Here is a 17,911-nt window from a genome sequence, read left to right as displayed (position 1 = left end):
TCTTATCCAAACGGTGAAGGGCCGATCCAGCCGTGGATCAGCGCGATGATGACATAGAGCACGAGGGAGATAACAACGAGTTTCACATCACCCTTGGCCGGGCCGGGCTCCGGTGCTGTCCAATTCGGCTCCGCCCGGTTTATGAGGCGGATTTCCAGCACGGCCCAGATCAGGATACCGCCGAACAGGATGATGGAGGCCACATCGCCATTCACGATGAGATGGGAAATCGCCCAAAGTGCGGTGCCCATCAGCATCGGATGGCGAAACCAGCTCCGCATCCGCCCCTTGGACCCGCCCATGCCAAAGAGCATGATGACAAACAGCATCAAGAGATTGTTCAGATGCACCGTCCAGCCGGGTGGAAACCACACATTCTCAAACGGGGCCGCCCGGTATCCCAGCACCATCAGCACCAACCCGGCAAGCACGCCAACCGCCACGATCCCCTTGCCCGCAGTGCCGAGTTTTGCGCGCGGGCCGGGGGCGAGGCGTTTGAACAGATGTGCGGCGTACCACAGGAACAGGCCGAGAAAGAGGAGGGTCATGGATGCGCTCGATGCGTGATGTTTCAGATAGCCGCGACCCTAGGCTCAGGCTGCTTCGGCTTCAAGCGCGGCGATGGCCTCTGCCTGCGCGAGAAGCCTCCGGGCGTTGGCGACATGGAGGTTCTCCACGATCTTGCCATTGACCACGGCAACCCCTTCGCCAGCGGCTTCGGCTGCTTCAAACGCGGCGACATAGGCGCGCGCCTGCTCAAGATCGGTCTCAGAGGGGGCGAAAACCTCGTTCGCGATGGCAAGCTGCGCTGGGTGGATCAGCGTTTTGCCGTCAAATCCCATGTCGCGGCCCTGAAGGCAGGCCGCGCGCAGCCCGTCCTCATCCTTGAACGCGTTATAGACCCCGTCGATACAGGCAATGCCCTCGGCCCGCGCGGCCAAGAGGCACCATGACAGCGCGGTCAGGATCGGCATGCGATCGGGCGTATGGGCGGCGTGCAGGTCGTTCACCAGATCATTCGTGCCAAGGATGAAGCAGGCAAGCCGTGGGGCCGCAGCAATCTCTGCCGCGTTCAGGATGCCGCGCGGGGTTTCCATCATCGCCCAGAGGGCAGTGCCCTCGGGTGCCTGTTCGGCGGGACGTTTGAGATCCGCGGCGCTGTTGACCTTGGGGATCAGGATCGCATCGGGGTGCGCGGCACAAGCTGCCGTCAGATCGTCCATACCCCATGGGGTGTCCAGCCCGTTGATGCGGATCACCACCTCGCGCTGGCCAAACCCACCGGCGCGCACCGCGTCACAGACGAGCGCCCGCGCGATCTCTTTCTCCGACGGGGCAACCGCATCCTCCAGATCAAGGATCAGCGCATCGGCAGGCAGAGTCTGCGCCTTCTCCAATGCGCGGGATTTCGAGCCGGGCATATACAGGACAGAGCGGCGGGGGCGGGCAGGGGCGGTCATTGGTAGGCTCCATGGTCAGATATTGCGCCGCAGCATAACCATGCGCACCAGAAGGGCAAGGGGTGCGCGCACGAAAATTACGAATTTTGCCCATGATGCGGAATAATAAACCTTACACGCTGTTGTTAACTTCAATTTCACGTTCCTCCCCGATGCTCGGTCTCAGCGGCGCACCAGACATGCGCCGCCCCGGAAACTGAGCGCCGGGACAACCCCGGCGGATTGGGGGTTATGATGAAGACGGAATGGCTTGGACTGTCCTTTGGCTGCGCGGTGGCATTGGCCGCCACCCATGCGGCACAGGCGGAAGGAATGCGCTGTATGCCGCGCGCGGATGCGCTGGCCTATCTTGGCGCGGAATATCAGGAAGAGCGGCAGGTGATGGGCCTCGACCGGCGTGGCGTGATGGAGGTGTTCGCCTCAGCGGCCTCCGGCACTTGGACCGTTACGATCACCACGCCCGAGGGGATGACCTGCCTTGTTGCCGCTGGTCAGTTCTATGACGAAGCACCTGCGGGCATCACGGGTGCGGGAACCTCGGGCGCCTGAGGCGCCGACAATCGAGCGTAAGACCCCCGGCCCCGCATCCCAGCGTGGCCTTATTTCGTGGCGATAAAGTTGCGAAACGCGTCGAGTGTTTCGGCACTCACATGATGTTCGATCCCTTCGGCATCCGCTTCGGCCACATCCGCAGACACCCCGAGCGCAAGCAGGAATTGCGTGACGATCTGGTGGCGCTCCCGGCAATCCTCGGCCAAGGCGCGACCCTTATCCGTCAGAAAGATCGAACGATAGGGGCGGCTTGTGACATACCCGTCCCGTTCCAGTCGCTTGACGGTGTTGTTCACCGTTGCGGGCGTGACGCCGAACCGATTAGCCAGCGCCACGGCCCGCGCCTCCCCCTCCGAATCAATCAGATCGGCGATCAGTTCGACATAATCCTCCGTCACCTCACTGGCATGTGCTTCGCGCAAACGGGTGAAGGTGCGCGCCTGATCGGCTTCATCGGGGAGGGGGGCAGTGTCAGTCATCGGTCGTCCGCATGATATGATTTCAGCCCTATCTAATCAGAGTTTGCTGCAATTGCAAAGTTAGTCTTGACTAATAATAGGTGCCGCACCACATTCCCTCACATCTTGCTAACTTTACCATTGCAGAAAGGATGCCCCGAGATGTTCCGCCGCCTGATTGCGACGATGCTGCTGAGTTTCACGTTGACCGCGCCCGCATGGGCGGCTGGCCTGACGGTGGTTGCCACCACGGGCATGATTGGCGACACCGCGCGCCAGATCGCGGGCGACCGGGCCGAGGTTCAGGTGCTGATGGGGCCGGGCGTTGACCCCCATGCCTACCGCCAGACCCGCACGGACATTGTAGCCATGACCCGCGCTGATCTGGTGCTGTGGAACGGGCATTATCTGGAAGCCCAGCTTGAGGAATTCCTGCTGGAGCTTGCCACGCGCAAACCCGTGGTCGCCGTCGCAGAAGCGGTGGAGGCAGAGCGCCTTTTGTCCCATGAGGATTACGAGGGCCGGTTTGATCCACATGTCTGGATGGTGCCCGAATTGTGGGAGCAGGTCGCCATCGCGATCCGCGACGCTCTGATCGCCGCCGACCCGAACGGTGCCGCGACCTACACCGCCAACGCGGCCGCGTTTGAGCAGGAATTGGACCGCATCGGCACCTATGCGAAAGAGGTGCTGATGACCGTGCCAGAGCCCGCGCGCGTGTTGATTTCCGCACATGATGCGTTCGGCTATTTCGGGGCGGAGTACGGGTTCGAGGTGTTGGGCATTCAGGGCATCTCGACCGAGAGTGAGGCGGGTCTGCGCCGGATCGAAGAGCTTGTCGATCTGCTGGTCACCCGCGAAATCGGCGCGGTGTTCGTTGAAAGCTCGGTCTCTGACCGGAACGTGCGCGCCCTGATCGAAGGCGCCGCGGCGCAGGGGCATACCGTTACCATCGGGGGCGAGTTGTTCTCCGACGCGATGGGAGAGACCGGCACCTATGAGGGGACCTATATCGGCATGATCGACCATAACGCGACCGTCATCACCCGCGCGCTGGGCGGGCAGGCCCCGGCGATGGGCCTTAACACGCAACTGGGAGGGTCGAGTTGAGCATCCCGGCCCTCACGCTCAAGGGCGTTACCGTCTCTTATGGCGGGCGCCCGGCGGTGTTTTCCGTTGATGTGACATTCCCCATCGGCTCGATGACGGCGATCATCGGGCCGAATGGCGCGGGTAAATCGACCCTGCTCAAAGGGGCGCTTGGGATCGTGCCGCTTCTGGCCGGGGAGGCGCGGTTTTTCGGCCTGTCCTATCAGGACGCGCGGCGCCGCGTCGCTTATGTGCCGCAGCGGGCCAGCGTTGACTGGGATTTCCCGGCGCGGGTCATTGATGTCGTGATGATGGGCCTTTACGCCGAAACCGGCTTTTTGCGCCTGTTTCGGCAACGCCACAGGGACCGCGCGATGGAATGCCTGTCCCGCGTGGGGATGGACGCGTTCGCAGAGCGCCAGATCGGCGCGCTTTCGGGAGGGCAGCAACAGCGCGTGTTCCTTGCCCGGGCGCTGGCGGAAGCCGGCGAGCTATACATCCTTGATGAACCCTTCGCCGGGGTTGATGCCGCGACAGAACGCGCGATCATCGCGGTGCTGAAAGATCTCAAGGCCGAAGGGCGCACCATCATCGCCGTGCATCACGATCTGTCCACCGTTCCGGATTATTTCGACCGCGTGGTGTTGCTCAATCGTGAGCGGATCGCGGATGGCCCGCTGGAGGAGGCCTTCACCCAGACCCATCTGCAAAGTGCTTATGGCGGGCGGCTGGCCGCCGGGCAGGTTGCTGATCTGGCCGCGAGGGTGGGCTGACCCATGCTTGCCGCGCTGTCTGGCCTTGCTGGATATAACACGCTCCTCGTGACCCTTGGCGCGACCCTGCTGGGGTTGGCGGCCGGTGGGGCCGGGGCGTTCGTGTTTTTGCGCAAGCGCGCGCTCGTGTCGGATGCGGTCAGTCACGCCACACTGCCCGGCATTGGCCTTGCCTTTATCGTCATGGTGATGCTGGGCGGGGATGGGCGCTGGCTGCCGGGCCTGATCCTTGGCTCTGCGATCAGTGCGGGCATTGGCCTGTTATGCGTGGAATGGATCACCCGGCGCACGCGTCTGAGCGAAGATGCCGCGATCGGGGCTGTCCTGTCGGTGTTCTTCGGGCTTGGCATCGTGCTGTTGACGGTCATTCAGGGCATGTCGAGCGGCCGGCAGGCGGGGCTTGAGGGCTTTTTGCTTGGCTCCACCGCCGGGATGCTCGCCTCGGAAGCATGGACGATTGCCATCGCCGGGGCAGTGACGGCAGCGAGCGTCGTGGCCTTGCGCCGCCCAATGACGCTCGTGGCCTTCGACCCGGAATATGCACGGTCTCAAGGGGTGAACGTGCGCTGGACGGACCTGTCCATCATGGCGCTTGTGCTCCTCGTCACAGTGATCGGGCTGAAAGTGGTGGGGTTGATCCTGATCGTGGCCCTTCTGGTGATCCCGCCCGTGATTGCGCGGTTCTGGACGGACCGGGTGGATGTGATGCTGATTGTGTCGGCCCTGTCGGGGGGCATTGCGGGTGGGGTTGGCACGGTGGTGTCGACGCTTGCCCCCGGATTGCCCACGGGGCCTGTGATCGTGTTGACGGCTTTTGCTCTCTTCGCGCTGTCGCTGCTGGCAGCCCCCCGGCGTGGCATTTTTGCCGCCGCGCTGCGCCATGTCAGCACCCAACGCAGGGTGCATCTGCGGCAAGGGCTGTTGTCGCTTTACCGGGGGGAGCCGATCCTTGACGCGCAAACGCTCGCCGCGCTGCGCCGCGCCGGGTTTATCCGCGCGGATGGCGTCGCGACCAAGGCCGGGCGCGCAGCCGCGCAGGCTCGCGCGGTGGATGCCGCGCGCTGGGCCACATTGCGCAGTCTGCGGGGCGATGATCCCGCACTTGAGGCCCATGACGGGATGACCGACATGACGGAAGTGCTGACCCCCGATCAGATCGCCGATATCGACAGGGTGCGCGGACAGTTGCGGGGTGTGGCGTGATGCTGGGTGCGGAGTTCGTACAGCTTTCCCTCACGCCGATGCTGATTGGCATCCTGTCAGCCGTGGCCTGCGCGCTGCCGGGGAATTTCCTTTTGTTGCGGCGGCAGGCGCTGATTGGCGACGCGATTTCCCATGTGGTGCTGCCGGGGATCGTGGTCGCGTTCGTTATCACCGGGACGATCACCGCATGGCCGATGATGATCGGCGCGGGCGTGGCGGCGCTGGTCGCTGTCGGCCTGATCGAAGTGATCAAGCGTTTGGGCCGGGTTGAACCGGGTGCCGCGATGGGACTTGTCTTTACCACGCTGTTTGCTGCGGGTGTCCTGCTTTTGGAGCGTACTGACACATCTGCGGTGCATATCGACGTGGATCATGCGCTGATGGGCAGCCTTGAGAGCCTCATCTGGTTTGACGCCACGGGCTGGGGCAGCCTGCTGGACCCGGTCGCCTTGGCCGGGCTGCCGCCGCAACTGGGCCGGTTGTTGATCGTGACGGTGGCGATGGTGCTGTTTTTGCGGGTGATGTGGCGTGGATTGGTGATCACCACCTTTGATCCCGGCTATGCCCGCGCGATTGGCCTGCCGGTCAACTGGATCGGGTTCGCACTGGTGGTGATGACGGCCATCGCGGCAGTCGCGGCGTTTGATGCGGTAGGCTCGATCATCGTGATCGCGATGTTTGTCTGCCCGCCCGCCGCCGCGCGGCTGATGACCAATCGGCTGGTGCATCAGATCTGGTGGAGCGTCGGATTTGCGGTCCTGTCGGCCATTCTGGGCTATATCCTTGCTGGATACGGGCCGGGTTGGATCGGAGCGGCCGCATCGGTCAGTGCCGCAGGCATGATCGCGACCGTATCGGGCGTGATCCTGGCGCTTGCCTGCCTGTTCGCACCTGAACGCCGCCGCGCGCAACAGGCCACGGCGTAGCTATTCAGCGTCGCCGCGCTCGGCAAGCCCCTGCAACAGGTCAATCATCTCGCGCAGGCGCGGATCGCTGATCCGGTAGATCACGGCCTTCCCCGCACGCTCGAAATCCACCAGATCATCTTTGCGCAACCGCGCAAGTTGCTGTGACACGACGGTTTGCCGCTGCCGCGTGGCCTGCTCCAACTGAGAGACGGACAAGTCCCGCTTGTGCAATTCCAGCACAATAGCAAGCCGCCCTTCATGGCTGATCGCCTTAAATACCCGCGTGTAATATTCGGTGTTTAGCGCATTCGTTTGGCTGCGCATGATGTCAAGTTCGCCCATACTCAATATTGATCTGCCGTAAATTGCCTATTGTCCAGACAATATCATTCAGATTTCATATTTCCAGATGTATCGGCGTAAAATATATGCCTTTGATTTTGCATATGTTGAAAATGTAATCTATTTCGCGGGGAAATCGGCGATTTACTCAATCTTTAGTTGTTTTTGGCTGACCGAGGGAGCTGAGAATAGGGCAATTCGGGCGTTTATCCCCGGCGCAAGCAGACACGAGGGATTGTAGCGTGGCCTGCATTTCGGCAAGGCCGCGCATCTTTTCCGATATGTCATCAAGGTGGCGCTGGGCGATCTGCTTCACATCGCTGCTGGACCGGTCCTCATCGGCATAGAGGGACAAAAGCGCCCGGCAATCCTCAATCGAAAAACCGAGCGACCGGGCCCGCCCCAGAAAGGTGAGCCGGTGCACGTCTTCGGGGCTGTAGTCGCGATACCCGTTTGCCCCCCGTCCGGGTGTGATCAGCCCGATATCCTCATAATAGCGTAAGGTTTTCGCGGGCAGGCCTGCCGCGTTCGCCGCGTCGGAGATATTCATGCCCGCGCCCTCCACCGCTTCAACAACAGCGCGTTGCTCACAACCGACAATGACGAGAGCGCCATCGCCGCCCCGGCAAGGGCTGGGCTCAGCAGCCCAAGCGCCGCGATCGGCAAACAGATCACGTTATAGACAAAGGCAAAGCCGAGGTTTTGCTTGATCTTGCGGCCCGTTGCTTCCGCGATGCTGAGTGCGTCTGCCACAAGGGCAGGGTTGATCCGCAAGAGTGTCACGCCCGCAACCTCCATCGCCGCGTCGGTGCCACTGCCCATCGCGATACCGAGCGATGCTGCCGCCAGCGCGGGCGTGTCGTTGATCCCGTCCCCGACCATGGCGACACGCTGGCCGTCCCGCTCCAGCCCGGCGATGATGTCGGCCTTGTCGCCGGGATGCAGATCGGCGCGGATATCGTCAATCCCGAGGGTTAGGGCGATGGCCGAAGCCGTTGCCGCATTGTCTCCTGTGAGCAACAGGGTTTTGACCCCGCGGGCATGAAGCGCCTCAATCGCGGCTTTTGCCTCCGCGCGCGGTTGGTCGGCCAGCGCAATCAGGCCCATCGCCGCGCCGTCCTGCCCGATCCAGACGACGGTTTGCCCGGCTGCGGCCAGTTTTTGCGCCGCGTCGTGCTGTTCTGTTGATGCGTCGGGTGCTGCGTAATCCGCGCGCCCGACGCGCAGGACATGCCCGTCGCTGGCCGCTTCGATCCCGACGCCGATGGTGGCTTTCGCCTCGGCAATCGCGGGTAGGGACAGGCCCGCCTCCCGCGCATGGGTCAGGATCGCGCGGCCCAGCGGGTGCTCCGATCCCTGCTGCGCGGTGGCCGCGAGCCGCAAGATGTCCTCTTCTGCGCCGTCAAATGCGGTGATTGCCGTCACAACCGGGCGGCCTTCGGTCAATGTGCCGGTCTTGTCAAATGCCACAACGCGGATGCCGCGCGCCCGCTCCAGCGTCGCAATATCGCGGATCACGATGCCCGCTTGCGCCGCCGCCCCGGTTCCCGCAACCAACGCCGTGGGGGTGGCGAGGCCAAGCGCGCAAGGACACGCGATCACCAGCACAGAGACAGAGGCCGTCAGCGCCTGCTCCACATTGCCTGAGACCAGCATCCACAGACCGAAGACGACGAGCGAAAACACCAGAACCGCAGGCACGAACACGGCACTGATCCGGTCCACGAGCCGCTGGATCGGGGCCTTGCCGACCTGCGCCTGTTCCACCATACGCGCGATCCGGGCAAGGGTCGTGTCCGCCCCGATCCGCTCTGCCCGCAGACGCAGAAGGCCACTGCCGTTGATCGCGCCCGCAACCACCGGATCTCCCTTGGTGCGGGTCACAGGCATCGATTCACCGGTGACGAGGCTTTCATCCAGTTCCGACGTGCCGCGCGTGATCGTGCCGTCCACCGGCGCGCGCTCCCCGGGGCGCAGGATCAGGATATCCCCGCGCATGACCTGCCCGATAAGCAGTGTCACCTCTTCGCCCGCGCGCAGCACGGTGGCGTGATCCGGGCGCAGGGTCATCAGGCTGCGCAGCGCGGCAGAGGCCGACCGCTTCGCGCGGGCCTCGATCACCTTGCCCAACAGAACAAGCGTGATAACCACCGCCGCCCCCTCGAAGTAAAGGTGTCCGGCGGCGGCATTGCCAAGCGTCAACACTTGCCACAGGCTGAAGAAATACGCGGCACTCGTGCCGGTCACGACAAGCTGATCCATATTGCCCGAGCGCGCCTTGAGCGCCCGCCACGCGGCAAGGTAGAAGCGCCGCCCGATCCAGAATTGTACGGGCGTGGCGAGGGCCACCTCCGCCCAGACGGGCAGGTGCAGCCCGGTTCCGGCCATCATGAACCCCATTTGCAAAACAAGCGGGGCTGTCAACACGGTCGCGGCGATGAGTTCGATCCGGTCCCGGCGCGCGGCGCGGGCCTCCTCCTGATCGGCGGTGCTGGGGCCGGTCGCCTCTGGCAAATGGGCAGTGTAGCCCGCCTCTCCGATCACCTCGGCAAGTGTTTCCGGCGCGGTCATTTCAGGGGCAAAGCTGACATGGGCGGTGTCGGTCGCGATGTTGACCTCGGCATGAACCACACCGGGTGCCGCGCGCAACGCTTTCTCCACCCGGCCTGCGCAATTGGCGCAGGTCATCCCCGTGATCTTGAACGTCGCCTCACCAAGACGCACGCCAAACCCGGCGCGGCGGATCGCGTCGCCCACGGTTGCGGCATCCACACCGCCCACATCAAGCCGTTCCAGCGCGAGGTTCACCACAGGCTCCTGCGCGCCCGGCAGGGCACCCACCGCGCGGGTAACAGACCCGGCGCATCCCGCGCAGGTCATCCCGGTGACAGTCAAGGTCGTCGTGCTCATAACAGCATCCCATATCTGATTTGGGATGTAGGTAGTCCTTCCAGTCACTGGAAGGTCAAGGGGCGATTTCAGCCTTTTTGCCGCCTTGCCCCTTGCGCCCCGGCGCAAGCCTGCTTTGAATGGCGCAAAACCAATCGGACAGGGAGTTACCGGAATGAAAAGACTGGCAATCGCGGCCACCGCGGCACTTGCACTCGCGACAGCCGCGCAGGCGGACACGAAAATCGGGATGATCACCACGCTTTCCGGTGGCGGCTCTCACCTTGGTATTGATGTGCGCGACGGGTTCATGCTCGCCATCGCGCAATCGGGGCGCACCGATATCGAAGTGATGATCGAGGATGACGCGCGCAAGCCCGATGTGGCCAAGACGATCTCCGACAAATTCGTGCAGCGGGACAATGTGGATATCCTGACGGGCATCATCTGGTCGAACCTCGCCATGGCCGTGGTGCCAAGCGTGACCCGTGGCGGCACCTTCTATATCAGCCCCAATGCTGGCCCAAGCCCCCTTGCCGGCGCGATGTGCAATGAAAACTATTTCAACGTCGCATGGCAGAACAATGATCTCCATGCCGCGATGGGCGCGTATATGAAGGATGCGGGCGTCGAAAAGCCGTTCATCCTTGCGCCGAACTATCCGGCGGGCACCGACGCGCTGACCGGGTTCAAAAGCACATTCGGGGAGCCGGAAAGGGAGATTTTCACCCAGCTTGGTCAGACCGATTATGCCGCTGAGATCGCGCAGATTCGCGCCTCCGGTGCCGATAGCGTGTTCTTCTTCCTGCCCGGCGGGATGGGCATTTCGTTCATGAAGCAATACGCGGCATCGGGTGTGGACCTGCCGGTCTATGGCCCGGCATTCAGCTTTGACGAAGTGATCCTTGGGGCCGTGGGGGACGCGGCACTGGGCGTGTTCAACACCTCCCAATGGGCCTATGACCTCGATAACCCGACGAATGCGGCCTTTGTGGAAAGCTTCCGCGCGGAATATGGCCGGACGCCCACGCTTTATGCCTCCCAAGGGTTCGACACCGCAAACCTGATCCTCTCGGCTCTTGAGGTGGCGGAGCCGTCTGACGCGGATGCGTTCCGCGCCGCCCTTGAGGCCGCGAATTTCGACAGTGTACGCGGCGATTTTGCCTTTAACTCCAACCACCATCCTGTGCAGGACATCCTTGTCCGTCAGGTCGTGGCGGGTGACGGCAAACCGACGAACCAGCTTGTCGGCGTCGCGGTTGAGGATCACCGGGACGCATACGCCGCTGAATGCAACATGTAATCAAAGGCGCGCCCCTCTGACCGGGGGGCGCGTGACCTGATGCCCCTTTCCCTCATCATCGAACAGGCTCTCAATGGCCTGCAACTTGGCGTGACGCTGTTTTTGATGGCGTCGGGCCTCACGTTGGTGTTCGGGGTGATGGGGCTGATCAATCTCGCCCATGGCTCGCTTTATATGGTGGGGGCGTTTGTCACCGCGTGGGTGAGTGCGAGTGTCGGCAGTTTCTGGATCGGGCTGGGGGCCGGGATCATGGCCGCGGCTGCCGTGGGCGCGCTGGTGGAGGTCGCCGTGATCCGGCGGCTTTACGCGCGGGACCATCTGGATCAGGTGCTGGCGACTTTCGCGCTGATCCTGATCTTTTCGGAAGGGACGCGCTGGCTCTTTGGCTCGCAACCCTTGTGGCTGGATGTGCCGGATTTGCTGTCGGGGGCCGTGACCCTGCCGGGCGGCTCACCCTATCCGGTGTTCCGGCTGGCGATTATTGCCATGGGGGCGCTGGTCGCCCTTGGCCTTTATCTGATGATTTCGCGCACGCGGCTGGGGATGCGCATCCGCGCGGGTGAGGCGGACCGGGAGATGATCGGCGCGCTGGGCGTGGACATCGCCACGCTCTACACGCTCGTTTTTGCGCTGGGCGCTGCCCTTGCCGGATTGGCGGGCGCTATGGTCGGCGCGCTACAATCGGTGCAGGTCGGCATGGGGGAGCCGGTGCTGATCCTTGCCTTTGTGGTGATCGTGATCGGCGGTATCGGATCGGTGAAAGGCGCGCTGATCGGGGCCATTCTGGTGGGCGTAACGGATACGATGGGCCGCATCCTGCTGCCAAGCGCGTTTGGTCTGTTCATGGATGCCTCAAGTGCCACCGCCGTTGGCTCGGCGCTCGCGTCGATGCTCATTTATCTGTTGATGGCGCTGGTTTTGGCGCTGAAACCCCAAGGATTGTTCCCGGTCCATGCGCGGGCGTGAGGGCTGGATAAATGGTGCGCTTGCAGCCGCGCTCCTCATCGTGCCGCTCGCGCTGCATCTGGCGGGGGAGGTGTATTACGTCAATCTCGCCTCTCGCGTTGTGATCGTGGCGCTGGCAGCCGTCGGGCTGAACCTCGCGCTGGGCTATGGCGGGATGGTCAGCTTTGGCCATGCCGCGTTTTTCGGGATCGGGGGGTATGTGGCGGGTATCTCCGCGCATCACGCGATCCTCGGCACGTCCTTTCTGGGGCTGAGTACGACCACCGAGATGCCGCTGATCTGGCTCATATCGGTGCTGCTGGCGGGTGTCGTGGCGCTGGCGATCGGAGCGATCAGCCTGCGCACCAAGGGCGTCTATTTCATCATGATCACGCTCGCCTTTGCGCAGATGCTTTATTATTTCGCGATCTCTTTCCCGGCCTATGGCGGGGAGGACGGGTTGCCGATTTATGTGCGCAACACATTTCCCGGCCTCAACACATTTGATCCGATCACCTTTTACGGGATTTGCGTTGTCGCCCTTTTTGCCTGCCTGTTCCTGACCGCGCGGATCATGGGCAGCCGGTTTGGCGCGGCACTTGATATGGCGCATCTGAGCGAGACGCGGCTGGCCACGGCTGGCATCGCGCCCTTCAACATCCGCCTCACCGCTTTTGTCATTTCCGCGATGATGACTGCCCTTGCAGGCGCGTTGTTTGCGGATCTCAACGGGTTTGTGTCGCCCAGCATGATGAGTTGGCACCGCTCGGGAGAGATTATGGTGATCGTGATCCTTGGCGGGGTTGGGCGGCTCTGGGGGCCGGTTGCGGGCGCGATTGCGTTCGTGCTTCTGGAGACGTTCCTCGGTGGGTTGACGGAGCGGTGGGGGCTGTTTTTGGGCCTGATCCTGCTGGGCACGGTCCTGTTCGCGCGGGGCGGTATCATGGGGCTGATCGCCGGAAAGGCGCGCCATGACTGAGGTGTTGCGGATCACGGGGCTTGCCAAATCCTTCGGCGCGTTAAAGGCGACGGATGACGTCTCCCTCACGCTCAATGCAGGCGAAATTCATGCGCTGATCGGGCCGAATGGGGCGGGAAAGTCCACGCTGATCGGGCAAATCGCGGGCTGGATTGTGCCGGATGCTGGGACGATCACGCTTGAGGGCGCGGACATCACCGGCCTGAGCGTCGCGGCGCGTGCCAAGGCGGGGCTCGGCCGCACCTTTCAGGTTTCCACCCTCGCTATGGACCGGACCGCGCGGCAAAATGTGCGGATTGCGGCACAGGCGCGGGCCGGGTCGAGCTTTCGCTTCTGGGGGCAGGTGGCGCAGGATCAGGGTCTGCGCGATGCCGTCGATCAGGTGCTCGGCGATGTGCAGATGCTGGATCAGGCGGACACGCCGATTGCTGAACTCAGCCATGGCGCGCGACGGCGGGTCGAGGTGGCCTGCGCCTTGGCACTAGAGCCGAAACTTCTGTTGCTGGATGAGCCGATGGCTGGGCTTGGGCAGGACGGCACGCAAGAGATGACAGCACTCCTTGCGCGGCTGAAATCCCGCATCCCGATCCTGCTGGTGGAGCATGACATGGACGCCGTTTTCGCCCTCGCGGGCCGGATCAGCGTGCTGGTGAACGGGGCCGTGATCGCCAGCGGTCCGCCTGATGTGATCCGCACCGACCCAGCCGTGCGCACCGCCTATCTGGGGGAGGACTGATGCTGAGCGTGCAGGGGATCGAGGCGTCCTATGGCGCGGCGCAGGCGCTGTTTGGCGTGGACCTCACGATTGAGGCAGGGCAGGCGCACGCGCTGATGGGGCGCAATGGGATGGGCAAGACGACGACCATCCGCGCAATCTGCGGCCTGACCCCGGCGCAAAAGGGCGACATCACCTTTCAGGGCCGCAAAATCGCGCATCTCCCGTCGCACAAGATCGCCCGCGCGGGGATCGGGCTGGTGCCAGAGGGGCGGCGCTGTTTTGCCACCCTGACTGTGCGTGAAAACCTGATCGCAACCGCGCGCCCCGGTGCGTGGGATGTGGCGACCGTCTCGAAACTCTTTCCACGATTGGAGGAACGCGCCGGGCAAATGGCGGCAACCCTTTCGGGTGGTGAGCAGCAGATGCTCGCCATTGGCCGCGCGTTGATGACAAATCCCGCGCTCCTGATCCTCGATGAAGCGACCGAAGGGCTCGCCCCCACCATCCGCGCGGAGATTTGGGCCGCCCTGCGGGCGCTCAAGGCGGATGGCCAATCGCTCCTGATCGTGGACAAGACATTGAAAGAGATTTTGCCGGTGGCCGATGCCTGCACCATTCTGGAGCGGGGGCGGTCGGTGTGGTCCGGCCCGCCCGACGCGCTGACGGACGATCTGACCACCCGCTATATTGGAGTGTGAGCGATGGATTTCGCCAAGACGAAAGAGCTGTTTCATCTGCCCGAGGGGGTGATCTACCTCGATGGAAACTCGCTTGGCCCCCTGCCAAAGGCTGCTGCCGGGCGTGTCGCCCAAACCCTTGAGGCGGAATGGGGGGAGATGCTGATCAAGGGCTGGAACGACGCGGGCTGGATGGCGCTGCCGGGCCGGATCGGGGATCGGATCGGGCGGCTCATCGGGGCGGAATCGGGCCATGTGATGACCGGCGACACCCTGTCGATCAAGGTCTGGCAGGCGCTCGCCGCTGCCCTCGCCCTTAATCCCGGTCGGAAAGTGATCCTCAGCGACACGGGTAACTTCCCCAGCGATATCTATATGGCCGAAGGGTTAACGACGCTTCTGGGGCAAGGTTATGAGGTGCGCACCGTCGCGCCGGAGGATGTGGCCGGGGCACTGTCAGGCGACATTGCGGTGCTGATGCTGACGGAGGTCGATTACCGCACCGGGCGGATGCACGACATGGCGGCGCTGACCAAAGCCGCCCACGCCCATGGTATCGTTACCGTCTGGGATTTGGCGCATTCCGCAGGCGCGATTGAGGTGGATTTGGCGGGCGCTGGCGCGGATTTCGCGGTGGGCTGTACCTATAAATACCTCAATGGTGGCCCCGGCGCGCCTGCCTTCATCTATGTCGCCCCACGCCACGCTGAGGCCGCGAAGCCTGCACTGTCGGGATGGCTCGGGCATGAGGCCCCGTTTGCCTTTGATCTCGACTATCGCCCGGCCCCCGGTGTCGCGCGGATGCGTGTCGGTACGCCGCCCATCGTGCAGCTTGCCGCACTTGAGGCCGCGATGGATGCATGGGATGGGGTGGAGATGGCGGATGTGCGCGCGGCCTCCATGCGGCTGACGGACCTGTTCATCGCTGAGGTGGAGGCATCCTGCCCCACCCTCACGCTGGCCTCCCCACGCGACGCGACCCGGCGCGGCAGTCAGGTCAGCTTTCACCATCCCCATGGTTATGCCGTGATGCAGGCCCTGATTGCGCGCGGTGTGATCGGGGATTTCCGCGCGCCTGACATCCTGCGATTTGGCTTTACCCCGCTCTATATCGGGGAGCAGGAGGTGCGCGCCGCCGCTGCGATCCTTGCCGATATTCTGGCCACTGGCGCATGGGACGCGCCGCAATTTCACGCACGAAAGGCTGTGACGTGACCTTGCCCTTATCCGTTGCCCGCGCCATCATCCCCTTCGCCGACAGGAGGACGCAAGAATGAGTGCCGTTTTCGTACAATTGCGCTGCAAACCCGGAACGACCTACGCCGTTGCCGATGAGCTTTACGAGCGGGAGATCGTGTCAGAGCTTTATTCGACCTCCGGGGAGTGGGATCTGCTGGCCAAAATCTACGTCCCGAAGGGCGAAGATATCGGCAAATGGATCAATGAAAACATCAGCAATATCGCGTCTATTGAGCGGACGTTAACCACCCTGACATTCAAGGCATTCTGAACCCGGCTTGCGTTTACGCTTCCTTAGCAGATGATTTGTTAGATCGCCCGCATCTGACATCGGCAGGAGCAAGCAATGTGGAAGCGTAAGGATCGGGGGGCGGTCAACCGTCAGGAACGTCGCGGGCTGATGGATGCGCTGGATGGCACATCGCCGCTGTTCTGGGTCCGGCCCGATGGGACGTTCCGGGACGCAAACAAACTGGCCTGCGATCTGTTGGGATTCGATCTTTCTGGGCTGCAAAAGCGCAAGTTTCTCGATCTGCTTGAGGCGAGCGATCATGTGACCGCATCTCAGATCCGCGATCACTGGACCACCGCGAAATCCGGGCAGGCAAGCTGGCTGTCGATTCGGATGCGCGGGGCGGGGCGGATGGCCCATGTCCGCCTGCTGCTGCTCCCCATCCGTAATCCCGATGGTTCGCTGCGTGAGATTATGGTGACCGGTCAGGATTTCACGGCGGAGTTTCTGGAAGCGCGCCGCAAATTGGATGAAGTCCGCTCCGTGCATGAAACCCATGCGATCATCGAATTTGACCTTGATGGCACGATCCGCAGCGCCAATCCGGGTTTCCTTAACGCCATGGGCTGGCAACTGAACCAGATCGTCGGCCAGCATCACAAGATGTTCGTGTTCGAGGAGGAGGCAGCGACCCCGGAATATGCCCAGTTCTGGACCAATCTGCGCGCAGGGATAAGCCAGCCAGGGCTCGTCCGGCGCAAACGCGCCGATGGTACTGAAATCTGGCTGGAGGCGATTTATTCGCCGCTTTTTAACCCAGCGGGGGAGCCGATTGGCGTTATCAAATATGCGTCGGAAGTGACGACACGGATCGTGGCCATTCAGGATGTGGCCAGCGCGCTCAGTCATCTTGCGGATGGTGATCTGAGCGTGCGGCTGCATTCCGAGATGCCGGCAGAGCTTGAACCATTGCGAAAGGCGTATAACGGCACCTTGGATCGGCTGTCCCATCTGGTGGGCGACATTCGCGGTGTTACGGATCGGGTAGAGAGCATGGTCGCGGACGCGCGGGGGCAAGCGGGCGATCTGGCCAACCGTGTGGAAAGTCAGGCGGCGGCGGTCCAGCAATCTTCCACCATGATGGAGAGCCTGTCAGGGTTGGTCCAGCAAAACGCGGCAGAGGCGGAAGCCGCCTCCAAGACCACAGTGGCCATGTCGGACCGCGCGCGCTCTGGCGCGGATGTGTCCAAACAGGCCGCCGAAGCGATGCAGCAGATCGAGGCAAGCTCGAAAGACATCTCTGAGATCATCTCCATCATCGATTCCATTGCGTTCCAGACCAACCTTCTGGCGCTGAACGCGGCGGTCGAGGCCGCCCGTGCCGGGGAGGCGGGCCGCGGCTTTTCCGTCGTCGCGGCAGAGGTGCGGGTGCTGGCGCAACGGTCCGCGGATGCCGCGAAGGATGTGGCCGAACTGATCCGATCCTCCACCGGCCATGTGCAAAACGGCGTAACCTTGGTGGAGCGGACAGGCACCGAACTCTCCGATATCGGGGAGCAGATCACGGCCATCGCGGAGGCCGTGTCGCGGATCGCAACCTCCAGCCGGGAACAGGCCACGGGACTGTCAGAAGTCGCACTTGGCGTCTCTCAGATTGATGGCACGACCTCACAAACCGCGCAGATTGCGGATAAAACCCTCTCCACCGCTGGCACGCTCCAATCCGAAGCGATGGAACTGAAACGGCTCGTCGATGCCTTCCGTGAGGCGGACCCGCACGCAACCGCAACGGTCCATCGCCTGGCCTCCTGATCTGCTCTTGCAAGGGTTGGCCGGGGCGCGTATGTACGGGCCCGCGCGGGCGTGATGTAGTGGTAGCCTGTCAGCCTTCCAAGCTGAACGTGCGGGTTCGATTCCCGCCGCCCGCTCCACTCCCAATTTGACGCCCTATCGTGGCGTGTTAAGTGTTGCGCCGCGCGCGGGTTCATCCTATTCAGCGCGCGGATGAATCGGGATCACCGCCGGCGCGGGATCCGCACCTTTGGAGGCCCTAGATATGGCGAAGGCAAAGTTTGAGCGTACGAAGCCGCACGTAAACATTGGCACGATTGGTCACGTTGACCATGGCAAGACGACGCTGACGG

20 protein-coding genes and 1 tRNA gene are annotated in these 17,911 nt (G+C 63.0%); 15 read left to right on the top strand and 6 right to left on the bottom strand.

What is annotated here, in order from left to right; translation table 11 throughout:
• Nucleotides 1–2: 2 nt before the first annotated feature.
• Both FHS89_RS15290 and FHS89_RS15285 read right to left on the bottom strand, forming a co-directional pair.
• On the bottom strand, nucleotides 3–548 hold the full coding sequence (locus tag FHS89_RS15290; protein WP_184013000.1) for an NnrU family protein: 546 nt from the start codon (nucleotides 546–548) through the stop codon (nucleotides 3–5).
• A 45-nt stretch (nucleotides 549–593) separates the two neighbouring features.
• Nucleotides 594–1,460, bottom strand: coding sequence for an HpcH/HpaI aldolase/citrate lyase family protein (locus FHS89_RS15285; RefSeq protein WP_184012999.1), 867 nt, complete (start codon nucleotides 1,458–1,460; stop codon nucleotides 594–596).
• Between the two features lie 231 nt (nucleotides 1,461–1,691).
• On the opposite strand from FHS89_RS15285, the gene FHS89_RS15280 reads away from it, so the two are divergent.
• A complete protein-coding gene (locus tag FHS89_RS15280; protein ID WP_184012998.1) occupies nucleotides 1,692–2,009 on the top strand; it encodes a hypothetical protein in 318 nt (105 codons plus the stop codon).
• Nucleotides 2,010–2,059: 50 nt separating this feature from the next.
• Here the strand turns inward: FHS89_RS15280 and mntR are convergent, their stop codons facing one another.
• Nucleotides 2,060–2,491 carry a manganese-binding transcriptional regulator MntR gene (gene mntR, locus FHS89_RS15275; RefSeq protein WP_184012997.1) on the bottom strand — a complete coding sequence of 144 codons (432 nt, stop codon included), beginning with the start codon at nucleotides 2,489–2,491 and terminating at the stop codon, nucleotides 2,060–2,062.
• Nucleotides 2,492–2,632: 141 nt separating this feature from the next.
• On the opposite strand from mntR, the gene FHS89_RS15270 reads away from it, so the two are divergent.
• Genes FHS89_RS15270 through FHS89_RS15255 form a run of 4 tightly spaced genes read left to right on the top strand, consistent with a single transcriptional unit; the run spans nucleotide 2,633 to nucleotide 6,461 of the window.
• Nucleotides 2,633–3,580 (top strand): metal ABC transporter solute-binding protein, Zn/Mn family, encoded by a 948-nt coding sequence (locus tag FHS89_RS15270; RefSeq protein ID WP_184012996.1) that lies wholly within the window; start codon nucleotides 2,633–2,635, stop codon nucleotides 3,578–3,580.
• Nucleotides 3,577–4,332, top strand: coding sequence for a metal ABC transporter ATP-binding protein (locus FHS89_RS15265; RefSeq protein ID WP_184012995.1), 756 nt, complete (start codon nucleotides 3,577–3,579; stop codon nucleotides 4,330–4,332). The genes FHS89_RS15270 and FHS89_RS15265 overlap by 4 nt, the downstream gene beginning before the upstream one ends.
• Nucleotides 4,333–4,335: 3 nt before the next feature.
• On the top strand, nucleotides 4,336–5,535 hold the full coding sequence (locus tag FHS89_RS15260; RefSeq protein WP_184012994.1) for a metal ABC transporter permease: 1,200 nt from the start codon (nucleotides 4,336–4,338) through the stop codon (nucleotides 5,533–5,535).
• The gene (locus FHS89_RS15255; protein ID WP_184012993.1) at nucleotides 5,535–6,461 is read left to right on the top strand and encodes a metal ABC transporter permease; all 927 of its coding nucleotides are present in this window, start codon (nucleotides 5,535–5,537) and stop codon (nucleotides 6,459–6,461) included. Before FHS89_RS15260 ends, FHS89_RS15255 begins: the two co-directional genes overlap by 1 nt.
• Here FHS89_RS15255 and FHS89_RS15250 read toward each other — a convergent pair whose 3' ends face one another.
• From FHS89_RS15250 to FHS89_RS15240, 3 genes are all read right to left on the bottom strand, one after another.
• A complete protein-coding gene (locus tag FHS89_RS15250) occupies nucleotides 6,462–6,767 on the bottom strand; it encodes an ArsR/SmtB family transcription factor (RefSeq protein WP_184012992.1) in 306 nt (101 codons plus the stop codon).
• A 166-nt stretch (nucleotides 6,768–6,933) separates the two neighbouring features.
• On the bottom strand, nucleotides 6,934–7,335 hold the full coding sequence (gene cueR / locus FHS89_RS15245) for a Cu(I)-responsive transcriptional regulator (protein WP_184012991.1): 402 nt from the start codon (nucleotides 7,333–7,335) through the stop codon (nucleotides 6,934–6,936).
• Nucleotides 7,332–9,695 carry a heavy metal translocating P-type ATPase gene (locus FHS89_RS15240; protein WP_184012990.1) on the bottom strand — a complete coding sequence of 788 codons (2,364 nt, stop codon included), beginning with the start codon at nucleotides 9,693–9,695 and terminating at the stop codon, nucleotides 7,332–7,334. Before FHS89_RS15240 ends, cueR begins: the two co-directional genes overlap by 4 nt.
• Nucleotides 9,696–9,849: 154 nt before the next feature.
• Here FHS89_RS15240 and FHS89_RS15235 point away from each other — a divergent pair, with 154 nt between their 5' ends.
• The 10 genes from FHS89_RS15235 to FHS89_RS15190 form a co-directional block, all read left to right on the top strand.
• Nucleotides 9,850–10,977 (top strand): ABC transporter substrate-binding protein, encoded by a 1,128-nt coding sequence (locus tag FHS89_RS15235; protein WP_184012989.1) that lies wholly within the window; start codon nucleotides 9,850–9,852, stop codon nucleotides 10,975–10,977.
• Between the two features lie 39 nt (nucleotides 10,978–11,016).
• Nucleotides 11,017–11,943 (top strand): branched-chain amino acid ABC transporter permease, encoded by a 927-nt coding sequence (locus tag FHS89_RS15230; protein WP_184012988.1) that lies wholly within the window; start codon nucleotides 11,017–11,019, stop codon nucleotides 11,941–11,943.
• On the top strand, nucleotides 11,930–12,901 hold the full coding sequence (locus FHS89_RS15225) for a branched-chain amino acid ABC transporter permease (protein ID WP_184012987.1): 972 nt from the start codon (nucleotides 11,930–11,932) through the stop codon (nucleotides 12,899–12,901). The genes FHS89_RS15230 and FHS89_RS15225 overlap by 14 nt, the downstream gene beginning before the upstream one ends.
• Nucleotides 12,894–13,637 (top strand): ABC transporter ATP-binding protein, encoded by a 744-nt coding sequence (locus tag FHS89_RS15220; protein ID WP_184012986.1) that lies wholly within the window; start codon nucleotides 12,894–12,896, stop codon nucleotides 13,635–13,637. Before FHS89_RS15225 ends, FHS89_RS15220 begins: the two co-directional genes overlap by 8 nt.
• Nucleotides 13,637–14,317, top strand: coding sequence for an ABC transporter ATP-binding protein (locus tag FHS89_RS15215; RefSeq protein WP_184012985.1), 681 nt, complete (start codon nucleotides 13,637–13,639; stop codon nucleotides 14,315–14,317). Before FHS89_RS15220 ends, FHS89_RS15215 begins: the two co-directional genes overlap by 1 nt.
• Before the next feature lie 3 nt (nucleotides 14,318–14,320).
• Nucleotides 14,321–15,511, top strand: a complete 1,191-nt coding sequence (kynU, locus tag FHS89_RS15210; RefSeq protein ID WP_184012984.1) for a kynureninase — start codon at nucleotides 14,321–14,323, stop codon at nucleotides 15,509–15,511.
• 58 nt (nucleotides 15,512–15,569) lie between these two features.
• Nucleotides 15,570–15,806: an Lrp/AsnC ligand binding domain-containing protein gene (locus FHS89_RS15205; RefSeq protein ID WP_184012983.1), complete on the top strand. Its 237-nt coding sequence runs from the start codon at nucleotides 15,570–15,572 to the stop codon at nucleotides 15,804–15,806.
• Nucleotides 15,807–15,881: 75 nt separating this feature from the next.
• The gene (locus FHS89_RS15200; protein ID WP_184012982.1) at nucleotides 15,882–17,579 is read left to right on the top strand and encodes a methyl-accepting chemotaxis protein; all 1,698 of its coding nucleotides are present in this window, start codon (nucleotides 15,882–15,884) and stop codon (nucleotides 17,577–17,579) included.
• A gap of 45 nt (nucleotides 17,580–17,624) precedes the next feature.
• Nucleotides 17,625–17,698, top strand: a tRNA-Gly gene (locus tag FHS89_RS15195).
• A 125-nt stretch (nucleotides 17,699–17,823) separates the two neighbouring features.
• The coding region (locus FHS89_RS15190) for a GTP-binding protein (RefSeq protein WP_199260480.1) at nucleotides 17,824–17,911 on the top strand (88 nt) is incomplete at its 3' end.

Source organism: Rubricella aquisinus (assembly GCF_014199445.1).
GTDB classification, from domain to species: Bacteria; Pseudomonadota; Alphaproteobacteria; order Rhodobacterales; family Rhodobacteraceae; genus Rubricella; species Rubricella aquisinus.
The sequence above is the reverse complement of the archived record's forward strand: the minus strand, read 5'-3'. Positions and strand labels throughout refer to the sequence as shown.

Coding starts and splice junctions, on each gene's coding strand:
- FHS89_RS15260 (WP_184012994.1), top strand. CDS start 4,336: ATGCTTGCCGCGCTGTCTGGCCTTGCTGGATATAACACGCTCCTCGTG.
- FHS89_RS15280 (WP_184012998.1), top strand. CDS start 1,692: ATGATGAAGACGGAATGGCTTGGACTGTCCTTTGGCTGCGCGGTGGCA.
- FHS89_RS15255 (WP_184012993.1), top strand. CDS start 5,535: ATGCTGGGTGCGGAGTTCGTACAGCTTTCCCTCACGCCGATGCTGATT.
- FHS89_RS15235 (WP_184012989.1), top strand. CDS start 9,850: ATGAAAAGACTGGCAATCGCGGCCACCGCGGCACTTGCACTCGCGACA.
- FHS89_RS15215 (WP_184012985.1), top strand. CDS start 13,637: ATGCTGAGCGTGCAGGGGATCGAGGCGTCCTATGGCGCGGCGCAGGCG.
- FHS89_RS15230 (WP_184012988.1), top strand. CDS start 11,017: ATGCCCCTTTCCCTCATCATCGAACAGGCTCTCAATGGCCTGCAACTT.
- FHS89_RS15285 (WP_184012999.1), bottom strand. CDS start 1,460: ATGACCGCCCCTGCCCGCCCCCGCCGCTCTGTCCTGTATATGCCCGGC.
- cueR (WP_184012991.1), bottom strand. CDS start 7,335: ATGAATATCTCCGACGCGGCGAACGCGGCAGGCCTGCCCGCGAAAACC.
- kynU (WP_184012984.1), top strand. CDS start 14,321: ATGGATTTCGCCAAGACGAAAGAGCTGTTTCATCTGCCCGAGGGGGTG.
- mntR (WP_184012997.1), bottom strand. CDS start 2,491: ATGACTGACACTGCCCCCCTCCCCGATGAAGCCGATCAGGCGCGCACC.
- FHS89_RS15220 (WP_184012986.1), top strand. CDS start 12,894: ATGACTGAGGTGTTGCGGATCACGGGGCTTGCCAAATCCTTCGGCGCG.
- FHS89_RS15250 (WP_184012992.1), bottom strand. CDS start 6,767: ATGCGCAGCCAAACGAATGCGCTAAACACCGAATATTACACGCGGGTA.
- FHS89_RS15200 (WP_184012982.1), top strand. CDS start 15,882: ATGTGGAAGCGTAAGGATCGGGGGGCGGTCAACCGTCAGGAACGTCGC.
- FHS89_RS15290 (WP_184013000.1), bottom strand. CDS start 548: ATGACCCTCCTCTTTCTCGGCCTGTTCCTGTGGTACGCCGCACATCTG.
- FHS89_RS15240 (WP_184012990.1), bottom strand. CDS start 9,695: ATGAGCACGACGACCTTGACTGTCACCGGGATGACCTGCGCGGGATGC.
- FHS89_RS15205 (WP_184012983.1), top strand. CDS start 15,570: ATGAGTGCCGTTTTCGTACAATTGCGCTGCAAACCCGGAACGACCTAC.
- FHS89_RS15270 (WP_184012996.1), top strand. CDS start 2,633: ATGTTCCGCCGCCTGATTGCGACGATGCTGCTGAGTTTCACGTTGACC.
- FHS89_RS15225 (WP_184012987.1), top strand. CDS start 11,930: ATGCGCGGGCGTGAGGGCTGGATAAATGGTGCGCTTGCAGCCGCGCTC.